Source organism: Streptomyces sp. NPDC111520, from assembly GCF_055635295.1.
In genome coordinates this window covers 501,076-517,114 of the sequence record NZ_JBVKBW010000006.1, presented here as the reverse complement: position 1 = coordinate 517,114, position 16,039 = coordinate 501,076, and the positions used below count along the sequence as shown (strand labels likewise).

5 protein-coding genes are annotated in these 16,039 nt (G+C 75.6%); all 5 read left to right on the top strand.

The window, feature by feature from the left end:
- Positions 1-6 precede the first annotated feature (6 nt).
- The 5 genes from ACZ7MY_RS17220 to ACZ7MY_RS17200 all read left to right on the top strand — a co-directional run bounded on the left by ACZ7MY_RS17220 (position 7) and on the right by ACZ7MY_RS17200 (position 16,033).
- Positions 7-3,084, top strand: coding sequence for an SDR family NAD(P)-dependent oxidoreductase (locus tag ACZ7MY_RS17220; RefSeq protein ID WP_499602760.1), 3,078 nt, complete (start codon positions 7-9; stop codon positions 3,082-3,084).
- A 50-nt stretch (positions 3,085-3,134) separates the two neighbouring features.
- Positions 3,135-10,640 carry a beta-ketoacyl synthase N-terminal-like domain-containing protein gene (locus tag ACZ7MY_RS17215; RefSeq protein WP_499602629.1) on the top strand — a complete coding sequence of 2,502 codons (7,506 nt, stop codon included), beginning with the start codon at positions 3,135-3,137 and terminating at the stop codon, positions 10,638-10,640.
- Positions 10,641-10,668: 28 nt separating this feature from the next.
- A complete protein-coding gene (locus tag ACZ7MY_RS17210; RefSeq protein WP_499602627.1) occupies positions 10,669-12,291 on the top strand; it encodes a PfaD family polyunsaturated fatty acid/polyketide biosynthesis protein in 1,623 nt (540 codons plus the stop codon).
- Positions 12,292-12,518: 227 nt separating this feature from the next.
- Complete coding sequence (locus tag ACZ7MY_RS17205; protein WP_499602625.1) at positions 12,519-14,279, top strand: acyl-CoA dehydrogenase family protein; 1,761 nt, start codon at positions 12,519-12,521, stop codon at positions 14,277-14,279.
- The gene (locus ACZ7MY_RS17200) at positions 14,276-16,033 is read left to right on the top strand and encodes an acyl-CoA dehydrogenase family protein (protein WP_499602624.1); all 1,758 of its coding nucleotides are present in this window, start codon (positions 14,276-14,278) and stop codon (positions 16,031-16,033) included. Before ACZ7MY_RS17205 ends, ACZ7MY_RS17200 begins: the two co-directional genes overlap by 4 nt.
- Positions 16,034-16,039: the final 6 nt, after the last annotated feature.

Below are 16,039 nucleotides of genomic sequence, written 5' to 3'. Positions count from 1 at the left end.
CCCGCCGTGAGTGGCGCGGTGCTGGATGCGTTGCTTGAGGTGGTGGCGGAGAAGACGGGTTATCCGGCGGAGATGTTGGAGCCGGGTATGGATCTCGAGGCTGATCTGGGGATCGACTCGATCAAGCGGGTTCAGATCATGGGGGCGTTGCAGGAGCGGTTCCCGGTGTCGGGGGACATCGATCCGGAGCGTCTGGGTGAGTTGCGGACCCTGGATGACATTGCCGGGTTCCTCGGTGGAGTCTCCGCACCGGCGTCTGCGTCTGCGCCGGATTCCGCGCCTGCGTCCGCGGTTCCCGCCGTGAGTGGCGCGGTGCTGGATGCGTTGCTTGAGGTGGTGGCGGAGAAGACGGGTTATCCGGCGGAGATGTTGGAGCCGGGTATGGATCTCGAGGCTGATCTGGGGATCGATTCGATCAAGCGGGTTCAGATCATGGGGGCGTTGCAGGAGCGGTTCCCGGTGTCGGGGGACATCGACCCCGAGCGTCTGGGCGAGCTGCGGACCCTGGACGACATCGCCGGGTTCCTCGCCGGCGCGTCCGCCCCTGCCCCCGCCGCCCCCGCCGCTCCTGCCGTTTCGAGCCGTTCGGAGGCGCCGCTGACGGTGACGTACCCCGCCGCGCCCGGGATCGGCCGGACGTTCGCGGCGTTGCGCGAACTGCCCGCGCCGTACGCGGTCGTGGGGGCGTACGCCGAGCAGCGGACCGCGCTCGTGGTGGACGACGGGTCGACGCTGACCCGGCCGGTGGTGGCCGCGCTGCGCGCGGACGGCTGGCGGGTGGAGGTCGTGGGGCTGCCCGACGGGGTGGCGACGGCCGCCGAGGCCGACGACGTACGGTCGCTGCGGACCTGGGACGCCGGTGAGCTGGCCCGCGTCGTGACGGCGGACAGGCTCGACCTCGTCGTCCAGGTGGCGGCGGCGTCCGGGGTGGAGTGGGCCGACGCCGCCCGGCGGCTGGCGCACACCGTGCTCGTCGCCCGGCAGACGCAGCCCGCGCTGAAGGCCGCGGCCGCCGGTGGCACACGGGCCGCGTTCGTCGCGGTCACGCGGCTGGACGGGGCCGGCGGCTACCGCGGCGGCGCGACCGGCGCGTCCGGCTCGGCGCTGCTGGGCGGGGTGAGCGGACTGGTGAAGACCCTCGCCATCGAGGTGCCCGAACTCTTCACCCGGACCGTGGACTTCGCACCCGGCCTGGACGACCACGCGGTCGCGGCCCGCTTCCTGGGCGAGATCAAGGACCTGGCCGCCGACCTCGCCGACGTCGGGCACGACGCCCAGGGCCGTCGCACCGTCGTGCCGTCCGCGGAGGCACCCGCCGGGCCCGCGGCGGCCGTGCCGGAGATCGGCGCGGACGACCTGCTCGTGGTGACCGGCGGGGCGCGCGGGATCACGGCGGACTGCCTGCGGGCGCTGGTGGAGGCCCGCCCGGCGGGGCTGCTGCTGCTCGGCCGCAGCGAGGCCGCCCCGGAGCCCGGCTGGGCGACGGGGCTGGAGGGCGCGGCGCTGAAGGGCGCGATCGCCCGGCGGATCGCCGACCGCGGCGAGAAGCCGACCCCGCGCGGGGTGGAGGCGGTCTACCGGGAGGTGGCGGGCAGCCGCGAGATAGTGGAGAACCTGCGCCGGCTGCGGGACTGCGGCGGCAGCGTCGAGTACGTCGCCGTCGACATCACCGACGCCGCCGCCGTGCGGACCGCCCTGGCCCCGTACGCGTCCCGGGTCACCGGGGTCGTGCACGGCGCGGGCGTGCTGGCCGACCGGCTGATCGCGGACAAGACGGCGGAGGAGGTCGACCGGGTCATCGGCACCAAGGTCGTGGGCCTGGGCAACGTGCTGGACGCGCTGCGCGGCACCGCCGACCTGCGGCACCTGGTGTTCTTCTCCTCCGTCGCCGGGTTCTTCGGCAACCGCGGCCAGTCCGACTACGCCGCGGCCAACGAGGCGCTGAACCGGCTCGCCGTGCGGCTCAAGCGGGAGCTGCCGTCGGCCCGGGTGACCTCGGTCAACTGGGGCGCCTGGGACGGCGGGATGGTCACCGACGACCTGCGCCGGATGTTCGCCTCGCGCGGGGTGGAGCTGGTGCCGGTCGCGACCGGCGCGGGCATGTTCGCCGAGCAGTTCACCGCGGGGCGCGGTCACGACACGGTCGTCGTGGCGGGCCCGCTGAAGCCGCTGTCGGCGCCGCCCGCGACCGGGTCGGACGCGCCGGTGTCGCTGCTGGTGGACCGCGGGCTGGACCGGCTGGCCGCGGAGGCGGTGCTGGCCGACCACGCGATCGGCGGCAGGCGGGTGCTGCCCGCCACCGCCGCGGTGGGTGCCCTGCTCAACGCCGTCGAGACGGCGACCGGCGGGACGGCCGGCGAGGTGAGCGGGTTCAAGGTCTTCAAGGGGGTCGTCCTGGACGGCGCCGAGGGCGAGGTCCCCGAGCGGCTGCGGCTGTTCGTGGAACCCGGCCGCGACGCCGGCCCCGGCACCCTGGACGTGCTGGCCTCCGCCGTCGACACCACCGGGCGCAGCCGTCCCGCGTACGGCGGCACCGTCGGCACGGCCGGACCGGGCCCGCGTCCCGCGGACCGTACCGACCTGGCGCAGGCGGCCCGCGCGACGGGCGGCACCGACGCCGGCTACCTCTACCGCGACGGCACCCTCTTCCACGGTCCGACGCTGCGCGGACTACGCAGGATCATCGCCTCGGACGAGCACCGGCTGCTGCTCGGCGCGCGTCTGGGCGACCCCGTCCCGGCGCACGGCGCGTACCACGGCCTGCGGCACAGCCCCGTCCTGGCCGACCTGCTGCTGCAGGCCGGGCTGGTGTGGGTGCGGCTGTTCCGCGGCCGGGCGAGCCTGCCGATGGAGGTTTCCCGGATCCGGTTCTTCGCCCCCCTCCCCGCCGACGAGGACTTCCTGGTCGCGGTGGAGGACGTCCGGCCGGCCACGACCGGGGTCACCTGCACGATCACCGCGCTGGACCGCGAGGGCCGGGTCCTGCAGGTGCTCGACGGGGTGACGTTGGTCGAGGACCCGGAACTGGAGGGCAAGTTCGGGCCGTCCGCACGGACCGGCGCGACCGCCGTCGTCCCGGTCTGACGACCGCCGACCCGACCGGACCGACTCGGACACTCGGAGGCTGACCCACCATGGGCAAGTACGCGATCGTCGGCCTGGCCTGCCTCTTCCCGGGGGCGGCGACACCCGACGACTACTGGCGGAACCTGACCGGCGGCGTGGACTCGCGCACCGACGGGGACAGCCGGATCTTCGGGCAGGACCCACGGGTCCGCGAGACCGACCCCGACGACCGGCACCGCATCTACTGCACCCGGGGCGGGTTCCTCGCGGAGGGGGACGCGACGGCCTTTGACCCGAACGGATACCTGCTCCCGCCCGACTACCTGGCCCACCTGGACCGCTCGTTCCACTGGGCGCTCCGGGTGGCCGGGGACGCCCTGGCCGACGCGGGCTCTCCCCCCGGCGCCGCGGCCGGCCGGAGCGGACGGAGGACCGGGGTGGTGTTCGGGAACTACCCGTTCCCCACCCCGGCCTCCGGCAGGGTCGCCGGCGAGTTGTGGGACTCGGCGGTGGCCCGGGGACTGGCGGACGCCGGTCTCCCCACGGCGGCTCCCGGCGGCGACCCCGCCGGGGCCGCCGGCCCGGCGGGCACCGCCACCGCCCACAACCTGTGGGCGGGCGGCATGCCCGCCCAGGTGGTGGCCGCGGCCCTCGGCCTCGACGGTCCGCGCTTCACCCTGGACGCCGCCTGCTCCTCCGCGCTGTACGCGCTGAAGCTGGCCTGCGCCCACCTGGAGACGGGCCGCGCCGACCTGATGCTGGCGGGCGGGGTCTGCGCCCCCGACCCGACCGTCATCCACCTGTCCTTCTCCGACCTGCGGGCCTATCCGCCGGACGGGTTCAGCCAGCCCTTCGACGCCCGCTCGCGGGGCATCGTCACCGGTCAGGGCGCCGCCATGGTCGCCGTGAAGCGGCTGGCCGACGCCCGGCGCGACGGCGACCGGGTGTACGCCGTCGTCGACGCGCTGGCGCTCACCAACGACGGCCCCGGCAAGCACATGCTGGTGCCCAACGCCGCCGGGCAGCTCGCCGCGTACGAACTCGCCTACCGCGAGGCGGGCGTGGACCCCTCGGCCGTCCAGTACCTGGAGTGCCACGCCACCGGCACCCCGCTCGGCGACAGCACCGAACTCGGCGGCGTCGAGGCGTTCTTCGGGCGCGGGCCGCTGCTGGGCTCGGTCAAGTCCAACATCGGCCACCTGCTGACCGTCGCCGGCATGACCAGCCTCATCAAGGTCGTCCTGGGCCTGACGCACGGCGCGATCCCACCCACCATCGGTGTCGGGCAGCCCCTGCCGGGCACCGTGGCCGACCGGGTCGTCCGCGAGACGGTGGCCTGGCCGGAGCCCGCGGGCGCCGGGCCGCGCCGGGCCGGCGTCTCCGCCTTCGGCTTCGGCGGCACGAACGCGCACGTCGTCCTCTCGGCCCCCGACCCCGACCGCGCTGTGGAGCCGGCACCCCCGGCGACGCCGGTGCCGCCGCTCGCCGTCATCGGCATGGGCGCGCACTTCGGCTCGTTCACCACCCTGGACGCCTTCGAACGCGCCGGGTACGAGGGCCTGGACGCCGTACGCGCCCTGCCCGGACAGCGGTGGCGCGGCTTCGAGGACGTCGGGGGCGGCCCCCTGGACCGGGCCGGGCTCGCCGGCGCGCACGCCCCGCGGGCCGCGTACGTCGAGGAGTTCGAGGTCGACGCGACCTCGTACCGGATCCCGCCCAGGGACCTCGACCACTTCAACCAGCAGCACCTGCTGATGATGCGCGTCGCCGAGGAGGCGCTGCGCGACGCCGGGTACGAGCGGCCGCGCCCCGGCGCCGGCACGGACGCGGGGCCGCGCCGGGTCGCCGTCGTCGTCGGCATGGAGATGGAACCGAGCGCGCACGGCCACGGCTCCCGCTACGAACTGGGCCGCAAGATCGCCGACTGGTGCGCGGAGGCCGGCGTGGAGCCCGCGCCCGGGCAGCTCGCCGAGCTCACCCGGGCCGCCCGCAACGGCGTCCACGACTCCATCGAGCCCAACGAGGTGCTCAGCTACATCGGCAACATCATGGCCAGCCGGGTCTCCTCGCTGTGGAACCTGACGGGCCCCTCCTTCACGCTCTCCTCCGACAGCTCCGTGGGCGTCGACGCCCTCGACGTGGCCCGGCTGCTGCTGCTCGACCCGACCGTCGAGGCCGTCCTCGTCGGCGCCGTCGACCTCGCGGCCGGCCCCGAGAACACCCTCGCCCGCGAACTGCTGGAACCCGGCTCGGTCCGGGACGGGCTGCGGGTGCTCGGCGAGGGTGCCGGGGCCGTCGTCGTCACCCGGCCCGCGTCGGTGCCGCGGGGACGGACCGTGTACGCCACCGTCGAGTCCGTCGCCGTCCACCACTCCGGCGACGTGACCCCCGGCGCTCGCCCCGAACTGGTCGCCCGCGCAGCCGAGGACGCGCTCGCCGCCGCCGGGCTCACCCCGGCCGACGTCGAACTCGTCGAAGCAGGCGCCGCGAGCGCCGCCGAACTCGACGGCCTGGCCGGGGTCTGGACCCGCGAGCGGGCCGGCGGCGAACTGCGCACCGCACTGTCCGGCGTCCACGCCTGCGTCGGCGACACCGGCTGCGCCTCCGCGCTCGCCTCCGTCATCCGGGCCGCGCTGTGCCTGCACCACGCCTACCTCCCGGCCGTCCCGGGCGGCGGATCCGTCCCGGCGCCTCCGGACGGCTCCGCCTTCTTCCTCCCCGCCGACTCCCGGCCCTGGCTGCGGGCCCGGCGCGAGGGACGGCGCGCGGCGTCGGTGAGCGTCACCGGCACGGCGGGCAGCCACGCCCACGTCGTCCTGGGCGGCGCCACGGTGCGCGGCGAGGTCACCGGGACCGACTGGGCCCGCTCGGGCGGCGGCCTGGTCGTCCCCGTCGGCGCCGACGACATCGACGGACTGCTGCGCGGGCTCGGCGAGCTGCGTGCCGCCCTCGACGGCGACTGGACGGCCCTCGCCGAGGACCGCCCGGCCCGGCTCAAGGCCGTCCTCGTCGCCGCCGACACCGCCGGGCTCGCCCGGCAGATCGACCAGGCCCTCAAGGACCTGCCGCAGGTGTGGCGGTCGGGCGGGGAGTGGACCTCGCCCTCCGGCAGCCACTTCACCTCCCGGCCGATCGGCGCCGGGGCAGGGGCAGGCGCCGGAGCAGAGGCCGGCCCGGGCGCGGGCTCCGGCCCGGCGGCCAAGGTCGCCCTGGTCTTCCCCGGTGCCTTCAACTCCTACCTGGGACTGGGACGTTCCCTCTTCCGCGCCTTCCCCGGGCTGCTGCCCCGCTTCGAGGCCCAGGCCGAGCTCCCGGCCGAACTCCTGCGCAGCGCCGCCCTCTACCCGCGCTCCCGCGAGCCCCTCGGGCGCCGCGAAATGATGCGGCGGGAGGGCGAACTCGTCGAGGACATCCCGCTGATGCTGGCCGCCGGCACCAGCTACGCGCTGCTCTCGACGGACCTGGTGCGGGAGGTCCTGGGCGTCCCCGTGCAGGGCGCGTTCGGCTACAGCCTCGGCGAGAGCAGCATGCTCTTCGCCACCGGCGGCTGGGTCAAGAGCGCCCGCGGCGACGCGAAGATCAGCGCCTCACCGCTCTTCGACGACATGCTGCGCGGGCCCAAGCGCACGGTGCGCGAACTGTGGGGACTCGGCGACGACGTCCCCGACGCGCGGGTGTGGGCCACCCATGTGCTGCTGGCCCCGGCCGACGACGTACGGGCGGCCGTCGAGCGCTTCGACCGGGTCTTCATCACCCACGTCAACACCCCGCAGGAGGTCGTGGTCGCCGGCGACCCCGCGCAGTGCGAGGAGCTGATCGCCGGCCTGGCCTGCCGCAGCGCCCGCTCCCCGGCCAACCACGTCATGCACTGCCCGGTCGTCGACGGCGTCCTCGGCGAACTCGCCGACCTCAACCGCTACCCGACGGGCGACGTCGGCGGCCTGACGCTCTACAGCAGCCGGCACTACGCGCCCGTGACCGACCTCGGCGCGGACGCCGTCGCGGCCAACATCGCCGTCACGCTGCGGGAGACCGTCGACTTCCCGCGGCTGGTGCGGCGGGCGTACGAGGACGGCTTCCGCTGCTTCATCGAGGTCGGGCCGAGCAGCACGTGCGCCCGCTGGATCCACGAGACGCTCGGGGACCTGCCGCACGTGGCGGTCTCCGTCGACCGGCGCGGGGCACGCGGCGCCACCGACATCGCCCGCCTCGTGGCCCGTCTCGCCTCCCACGGCGTCCCCGTCGACCTCGGCGCGTTCGCGCCCCCGCCGTCCGTGTCCGCGTCCGCCGGGCGGCGCCCGGTCGGGCTGCGCACCTTCACCGTGGGCGGCGCGCCCGTCGCGCCGCTCGTCGCGGAGGGGGCCCGCCCGGTGGTGGCGGGGCTGCGGCGGGGTGCGGTCGCGGAGGCCGGCCCGTCGGCGGCTGGCGCCGGTGGGTCTCCCGCCCGGTCGCCCCTTCCCGGTGAGCGGGTGCCGGATGGCGGTGGACCCGTTCCGGTCGCCGCGGCAGTTCCTGCCGAGCCGCCCGTGCCCGTCGCGGTGGAGCGCGTGTCCTTCGTGGCCTCGCCCGGGGGCCGGGCGCTTCCCGGTGCGCAGACGCCGGACGCCGACGCATCCGTGCCCGCCGTCGTGGGGCGCGTCGCACCTGCTTCCGCCGAGGCGCCCGTGCCCGTCGCGGGCCGTACGCACGGCGGGACGGCCGGGCCGTCCGCCGAGAACGTCATCCCTGCCCCGGCGAACGCCGTGGGTGCCGAACCCGCCACGGAATGGGACACCGCGATGCCGACCAGCCCCGCCGCACAGCCGCCCGCACCAGCGCTCGTGCTGGAGCGGGAGCCGATCACGATGATCCCGGCCGCCGCGACCGCGGCCCCGGCCGCCGACGCCCCGCCGGCCCCGGCCGCCCCGCGGCGGGAGCCGCACGAGCCGCCGGGGCCCGCCATCTTCGGGGCGCCGCTGCCCGTGCAGCCGCCGAAGCAGGAGACGACCGCCGCACTCGTGCGGGGGCTGCGCAGCGAGATGCTGGAGGCGCACCGCGAGGTGCTGGACGCCCAGCGGGCGCTGCGCGACCAACTGGCCGCCCTGCTGGCCGCCCCGGCCGCTCCCGCCGCGGTGGCCCCCGCCACCCCCGCCGTGACGCCCCCCGCCCCCGCCCCCGTGCGTCCGCCCAAGCCGGAGGGCGTCGTCTGGGACGAGCACGACCTCCTGGAGTTCGCCACCGGGAAGATCGGCAACGTCTTCGGCCCGCGCTTCGCCGAGATCGACGCCCACCGCCGCCGCGTCCGGCTGCCCGCCCCGCCCTACCATTTCGCCACCCGCGTGACCGCGCTGGAGGCCGAACCCGGCGAGTTCAAGCCCTCGTTCATCCGCACCGAGTACGACGTGCCGCTCGACGCCTGGTACGCCGTCGACGGCCAGGTGCCCCCGGCGGTGACGATCGAGGCGGGCCAGTGCGACCTGCTGCTGATCAGCTACCTCGGCATCGACCTCACCAACCGCGGCGACCGCGTCTACCGCCTGCTCGACAGCAGCCTCAGCTTCGTCGGCGACCTGCCGCGCGTCGGCCAGACGCTGCGTTACGACATCTGGATCGACCAGTTCGTGCGGCAGGGCGACACGACGCTGTTCTTCTTCCACTACGACTGCTACGCCGACGGCGAGCTGATCCTGAAGCTGAACAACGCCTGCGCAGGCTTCTTCACCGACGACGAGCTGGAGAACTCGCTCGGCATCATCCAGGGCAGGGCCGTACCGCCCAGGGGCGACGCCGCGTTCTCCGGGGCGAGCTCCTTCAAGCCCGTGCAGCCCACCTCCCGCACCGCCCTGACCGCCGGCGACCTCGCCGCGCTCGCCGAAGGCCGGATCGCGGACGTCTTCGGCCCCGGCCACCGGCAGCCCGCGGGGTGCAACAGCTCGCTGCGCCTGCCCGGCGAGCGGCTGCGCATGGCCGACGAGGTCACCCTGCTCGACCGCAGGGGCGGTACGCACGGGCTCGGCCGGATCGAGGCCGTCAAGCACCTCGTCCCCGACGGCTGGTACTTCACCTGCCACTTCCCGGACGACCCGGTGCTCGCCGGCTCACTGGTCGCCGAGGGCGCGGTGCAGCTGCTGGAGGTGTACGCGATGTCCCTCGGCCTGCACCTGTGCTTCCCCGACGCCCGCTTCCAGCCCGTCCAGGGCCTCACCACGGAGGTCAAGGTCCGCGGCCAGATCACCCCGGCCACCGAGCGCATCGAGTACCGCATCGACGTCACCGGGCTGACCCTGCTGCCCCGTCCGGCCGTCACCGCGGACGTGGTCGTGCTGCGCGACGGCAAGCCCTCGATCGGCGTCACCGGCCTCGGGATCCGCCTGGTCGAGAAGCCCGGCACCCCGTACCGCCCGGAGACCGGCGGCACGGTGCCGCACTTCCTCGGCCGGCTCAGCCCCGCGAGCGGGAGGCCCGCGCTGCTCAACGAGTTCCACATGGCGCACGCCGCCAAGGGCGACCTGGCCGTCGCGATGGGCCCCGAGTTCGAGGTGTACGCCGACAGCCGGGCCCCGTACATCCCCAACGGCGACTTCCTCTTCGTCGACCGCGTCATGGAACTGGAGGGGACCCGCGGCGTGCTGAAGAAGGGCGCCGTCATGGTCACCGAGTACGACGTGCCGGAGGACGCCTGGTACTACGCGCACAACGGGCACCCCTCCATGCCGAACTGCGTCTACATGGAGTCCAGCCTCCAGGCGGCCATCCTCCTCGGCTACTACCTGGGCGCCACGCTGCCCTTCCCCGACGAGCAGTTCAGCATCCGCAACCTCGACGGCCGCGCCACCCTCGTCAAGGACGTCGACCTGCGCGGCAAGACCGTCCGGCACCGCTCGACGCTGCTTTCCAGCGACCGGATGCCCGGCTCGATCCTGCAGAACTACGCGTACGAACTCTCCGCCGACGGCGAGGTCTTCTACCGCGGCGAGTCCCTCTTCGGCTACTTCAACGCCAAGGCCCTGGAGAACCAGGTCGGCCTCGACAAGGGCGCCCACGTCCTGCCCTGGCTGGACCGGCAGCCGGCCCGCCCGGCCGGCGTCCGCCGCGTCGGCCTGGCCGCCCACCGCGCCGCCGAGGCCGCCCGCGGTACGACCCGGCTGGCCGGCGGCCACCTCGACCTCGTCGAGTGGGTCGACGTGCTGCCCGGCGGCGGCGAGCACGGCCGGGGCTACCTGCGCGGCCACCGCTCCATCCGCCCCGACGACTGGTACTTCAGCTGCCACTTCCACCGCGACCCGGTGATGCCCGGATCGCTGGGCGTGGAGGCGCTGCTGCAGGGCCTGCAGGTGTACGCCGTCGAGGCCGGGCTCACCGACGGGCTGGTCAACCCGCGCTTCGCGCTCGCCGCCGGCACCGAGACGACCTGGAGCTACCGCGGCCAGATCCTGCGCACCGACCCGGACATGGAGTTCGACGTGCACGTCAAGGAGGTGCGCCGCGAACCGGGCCGGATCCTGCTGCTCGGCGACGCGAGCGTCTGGAAGTCGACCCTGCGGATCTACCGGCTGGGCGACATCGGCATCGAGATCCACCACGACCAGGCCTGAGCAAGCGGCGAGCGACAGGAGACGCAGCATGACCACCGACCTCCACCGGCCGCGGTGGACCGGACCCCAGCCGCCCGCGGTCGGCGACACCGGGGTCTACGAAGCCCTGATGCGGCTCGACGAGCCCGTCTACATCCTCCGCGGGCCGCACGGCCTGGGCGCCGCCACCGGCGGCACCGTGGGCGCCGACGGCGAGCACGAGGTCGTCGCCGCCGCCCCCCCGCTCGGGCCCGAACGCCTGGGCAGCGCCGCCTTCCTGAAGGCGCACGGCCTGCGCTACGCCTACATGAGCGGGGCCATGGCCAACGGCATCGCCTCCGCCGACATGGTCGTCGCCATGGCCCGGGCCGGCTTCCTCGGCTCGTACGGCGCGGCCGGGCTGCTGCCGGAGGCCGTGGAGAAGGCCCTGGTCCGCTTCCGCGACGAGATCCCCGGCCTTCCCTACGCCTGCAACCTCATCCACAGCCCGAGCGAGGAGCGCCTGGAGCGCACCGCCGTCGACCTGTACCTGACGTACGGCGTGCCCTGCGTGGAGGCCTCCGCCTTCCTCGCCCTCACCCCGCACCTGGTGCGCTACCGCCTGGCCGGGCTTCGGGCCGGCGGGCCCGGTGGCGTGACCGCGGGCAACCGGGTCATCGCCAAGATCTCCCGCCCCGAACTCGCCGAGCTGTTCATGCGGCCCGCCCCCGAGGCCATGGTGCGCGCGCTCGTCGCGGAGGGCGCGATCACGCAGGAGCAGGCCCGGCTCGCCGAACGCGTCCCGCTCGCCGACGACATCACCGTCGAGGCCGACTCCGGCGGGCACACCGACCGCCGCCCGCTGCCCGCGCTGCTGCCCGTCATCATCCGGCAGCGCGACGCCGTCCAGCAGGAGGAGGGCTACGCCGAGCGCATCCGCGTGGGCGCCGCCGGCGGCATCGGCACGCCCGAGGCGGCGGCCGCCGCCTTCGCCATGGGCGCGGACTACGTGGTGACGGGCTCGGTCAACCAGTCCTGCCTGGAGGCCGACACCTCGCCCCGCGTCAAGGAGATGCTGGCCCAGGCGGGCATCGCCGACTGCGAGATGGCGCCGGCGGCCGACATGTTCGAGATGGGCGTCGAGCTCCAGGTGCTCAAGCGGGGCACCTTCTTCCCGATGCGGGCCAAGCAGCTCCACGAGCTGTACCGGACGTACGACGGCATCGAGGCGATCCCGGCCGCGGTGCGGCAGAAGGTGGAGCAGCAGGTCTTCCGGCGTCCGCTGGACACGGTGTGGGACGAGACCGTCGCCTACTTCCGGCGGCGCGACCCCGACCAGCTGGCCCGCGCCGAGGGCAACCCCAAGCGGCGCGCGGCGCTGGTCTTCCGCTGGTACCTGGGCATGGCCTCGCGCTGGGCCAAGACCGGCGAGGCCGACCGCGCCGTCGACTACCAGATCTGGTGCGGGCCGGCCATGGGCAGCTTCAACGCGTGGGTCCGCGGGACGTACCTGGCGGCCCCCGAGCACCGGCGGGTCGCGGACGTGGCCCGGCAGATCATGACCGGCGCCGCCTTCCACCAGCGCCTGGCGTTCCTGCGGGCGGCGGGGATCGCCTTCCCGGCGGGCATCGCGACCCGTCCCGCCCCGGACGACGCGAACGCGCCCGGCCCCGCGGTGGAGGCCCGGCCGTGACGGCCCCCTCGCCCTCGCCGGGCGGTACCCCCGCGGCCCCGCACGACGCCCCGCCGCCGTCCGCGTCCGCGGGGAACACCCGTGAGGCCGGACGGGGGACGACGGGGCGGGGCTTCCGGGCGGGCCTGCCGGGCGTGGCTTCGCCGGCCGGGGTGGACGGCGTCGTAGCAGCTTCCCCGGATGCGGAAGGCTCTCGGGTCTCCGGCCCGGTGTCCGGAGTCGGGGACGTGCCCGCGGAGCGCCCGCACCGGCCGTTCGCCGCCGCCGAGGTGCTGGACGCCGCGCTCGGGGACCCGTGGGAGCGGGGGAACCCGTACGGGTTCGCCGCGGGGGCGGCGCGGGACGCCGAGGAGGCGTACCCGGCGGGGTGGGAGGCACGGCTGCGTGGGGAGGACTTCCACGTCGCCTACCTCCCCGCGGGGCTGGGCGGGAGCCTGCGCACGCTGGAGGACACCCACGTCCTGGTCCGCGTCGCCGCCCGGCGGGACGTGAACGTCATGCCCGCCACCATGTTCGGCATCTCCGCCGTCATGACCGTGCTGGCCGCCGGCACGCCGGAGCAGCGCAAGACCGTCGCCGCGTGGGCGTGCGAGGGCCGGACCGTCGCGTTCGGGCTGTCCGAGGAGCACGCGGGCAGCGACGTGCTGGCGAACACCTGCCGCCTGGACACCGCCGCCATGACGCTGACCGGCACCAAGTGGCTCGTGGGGCGCGGTGCGAGCGCCGACGCGGCCGTCGTGGTGGCGAGGACCGCCGACCGGGGCCCGGCGGCGTTCACGGCGCTGCTGCTGGGCCCGGAGACCATGGCGGACGCCCGCGTACGGCGGCTGCCCGCGCGCCGCACCACCGGGATGCGGGGGATCGACTTCGCGGACCTGGCCTTCGACGCGGTGCCCGTGCCCGCGGAGGCGGTGGTCGGCGGAGCCGGCACCGGGCTCGCCGCGGCCATGCGAGCCCAGCAGATCGTCCGGCTGATGAGCACCGCGGGCTGTCTGGCGACCGCGGACACCGCGCTGCGCACCGCGCTGCGGTTCGCGCGGGCGCACCGCACGGGCGGCGAGCCCGTCGCGGACACCCCGTACGGGGCGCGGGAACTGGCGGTCGCCGCGGCGGAGTTGATCGCCGCCGACCTGACCGCGCTGGTCGCGGCCCGGTACGCCCACCTCGCGCCGAGCACCTTCGGCCTGGCCTCCTCCGTCGTCAAGCGGGTGGCGACCCGGCTCACCGCCGACTGCGCGGCCCGCGCCCGCGCCCTCGTGGGCGCCCGCGCGGTGCTGCGGGACGGCGACGGCCCGGGCGCCGTCCTCGACAAGGCCGTCCGGGACAACGCCATGGTCGAGGTCATCGACACCAGCGCCCCGGCCACCCTGCGGGCGGTCGCGATGTTCCTGCCGGCGTACGCCACGCCCCGGGACCCGGAGCCCGGGCGGGAGCGCCGGCTCGCCGCCCTCTTCGGCCTCGGCGGCGCCGCCCTGCCGGAACTCGACCCCGCCGCCCTCGACCTGGGGGCCCGGCCCGGCGACGACGTCCTGCTCGGCTTCGCCTCGCATGCCGACACCATCGCCGCCGAGCTCCACCGCAGGGGCGCGACGCGCGCCGCCACGCTGGTCACCGGGGTGCAGACGTCCCTCGCCGGCGCCTTCCGGGAGGCCGCCGCCGCGCCGCGGCAGCGGACCGCCCCCGACCTGCTCGACCTGGCCGACCGCCTGTGCCCGCTGTACGCGGCCGCGACGGCGGCCCTGGCCTGGTGGCACCACCGCGACCGCGGCGGGCTGTACGGCGAGCCGGAGCCCGGCGGCGCCGGATGGCTCACCGCCGTGACGGCGCTGCTGCTCGCGGTGGCCGAGGGTCGCGACCCGCGCACCGCCGGCCGGGACCTCGCGCCCGCGGGCCGGCTGATCGCCCGACTCGACGCCGCAGGACGACTGTTCACCGCGCTGCCGGTACGGCTGTGCGACCGGCCGGGACCGGAGGACGAGGAGACATGACCGATCTGCCCGCGCTCATGGCCGCCCTGGAGCACCACCTGGGGAACCCCAACGACCCCGCCGGCCCGATGCCGTTCGCCCGCGTCCTCGACCTTGACGAACGCGAGGCGTACCCCCATGAGTTCGTCGACCTGCTCGCCTCCTGGGGCCTGTACGACTGGATCGTGCCCGCCGCCCACGGCGGCAAGGCCGTCGACGTCCAGGACGGCTACCACCTGTTCCGGCTCGTCGCCCGCCGCGACCCCACCACCGCCACCGCCATGGTGATCACCAGCATCAGCTACATGCCGTTGTGGATCGCGGGCAGCGACGAGCAGCGCACGGCCTTCGCCGGCCACGTCCGCGCCGGCGGCAAGATGGCCTGGGGCCTGTCGGAACGCCGGCACGGCAGCGACGTGCTCGCGGGCGAGCTGGCCGCACGGCCCGTCGAGGGCGGCTGGCTGCTCGACGGCGAGAAGTGGACGATCGGCAACGCCACCCAGGCCGACGTCGTGATGCTCTTCGCCCGCACCTCGCCGCAGGGCGGCCCCGGCGGCTACTCGATCCTCGCCCTGGACAAGCGCGCCCTGACCCGGGGCAGCTGCGAGCCGCTGCGCGACGAGCCGCTGCACGGCCTGCGCGGGCTGGACATGAGCGGGGTGCGGCTGCGGGACTGCTTCGTGCCGTCCTCCGCGCTCGTCGGCAGGGAGGGGCAGGGCCTGGAGATCGCGCTGAAGGCGGGGCAGTTCGCGCGTGTCCTGATCAACCTGATCGCGCTGAGCACGGTGGACACCGCCCTGCGGACCACCCTGGACTTCGCCACGACCCGGGAGATCTTCGGCACGACGGTCGCGGCGATCCCGTACTCGCGGCGGCAGCTCGCGGAGTCCTACGCCGAGCTGCTGATCGCCGACGCCATGACCTCCACCGCGGTGCGCGCCCTGCAGTCGGCCCCGGCGCAGATCAGCATCTGGTCGTCGGCGGTCAAGTACTTCGTGCCCACGCTGCTGGAGGGCACGCTCGCCCGGCTGGGCGTGGTGCTCGGCGCCCGCCACTGGCTGCGCGACCACCCCCGGCACGGCATCTTCCAGAAGGCGCGGCGCGACTTCGGCGTGGCGGGGTTCGCCGACGGCAACACCGTGGTCAACCTGAAGAACATCGCGCTGCAGCTGGGACCGCTGCTCGCCTCCGCCGTCAGCCCGCCGCCGGGGCTGGTCGAGGAGGCCGCGGGCAGGGTCGCCGCGCTCTTCGACCCGGCCTCTCCCATGGAGCCCTACCGGCCCGCCGGCCAGCAGCTGTTCAGCCGCGGCGTCGACGACCCGGTGGTCACGCTGCGCGCTGCCGTGGCGGAGCTGCGGCGGGCGGCGGCGGCCGGGAGCGGCCGCGAGGCGGCCGGGCTCGCGGCCTGCGCGGCGACGGCGGACGCCCTCGCCGGCGAGCTCGACCGGATCGCCGAGGAGCACCGCAAGCTGACCTCCGCCCTCGGCAAGGCCGCCGGCCAGTCGGCCGAGCTGTTCGACCTGGCCGAGCAGTACACCACGGTGTCCGCCGCCGCGGCCGTCGTCCACCTGCACCTGCGCGGCCGGGAGAGCCTGAGCCCGCCGCTGCGCTCCCCGGCGGTGCTGCTGCTCTGCCTGGAACGGCTGCTGCGGCGGTTCCACCCCACGCGCCGGGTGACCGGCCCCGAGGAGGTCGACGAGGTGGCCGCGGCACTGGAGGCGGCACACCGCGACGGCCTGCTCTTCTCGTTCCGCGCGTTCCCCGTCAACTGGTGACCCACC

Bases quoted from the DNA above. Each gene is read 5' to 3' on its own strand.
- ACZ7MY_RS17215 (WP_499602629.1), top strand. From the start codon at position 3,135: ATGGGCAAGTACGCGATCGTCGGCCTGGCCTGCCTCTTCCCGGGGGCG.
- ACZ7MY_RS17210 (WP_499602627.1), top strand. From the start codon at position 10,669: ATGACCACCGACCTCCACCGGCCGCGGTGGACCGGACCCCAGCCGCCC.
- ACZ7MY_RS17200 (WP_499602624.1), top strand. From the start codon at position 14,276: ATGACCGATCTGCCCGCGCTCATGGCCGCCCTGGAGCACCACCTGGGG.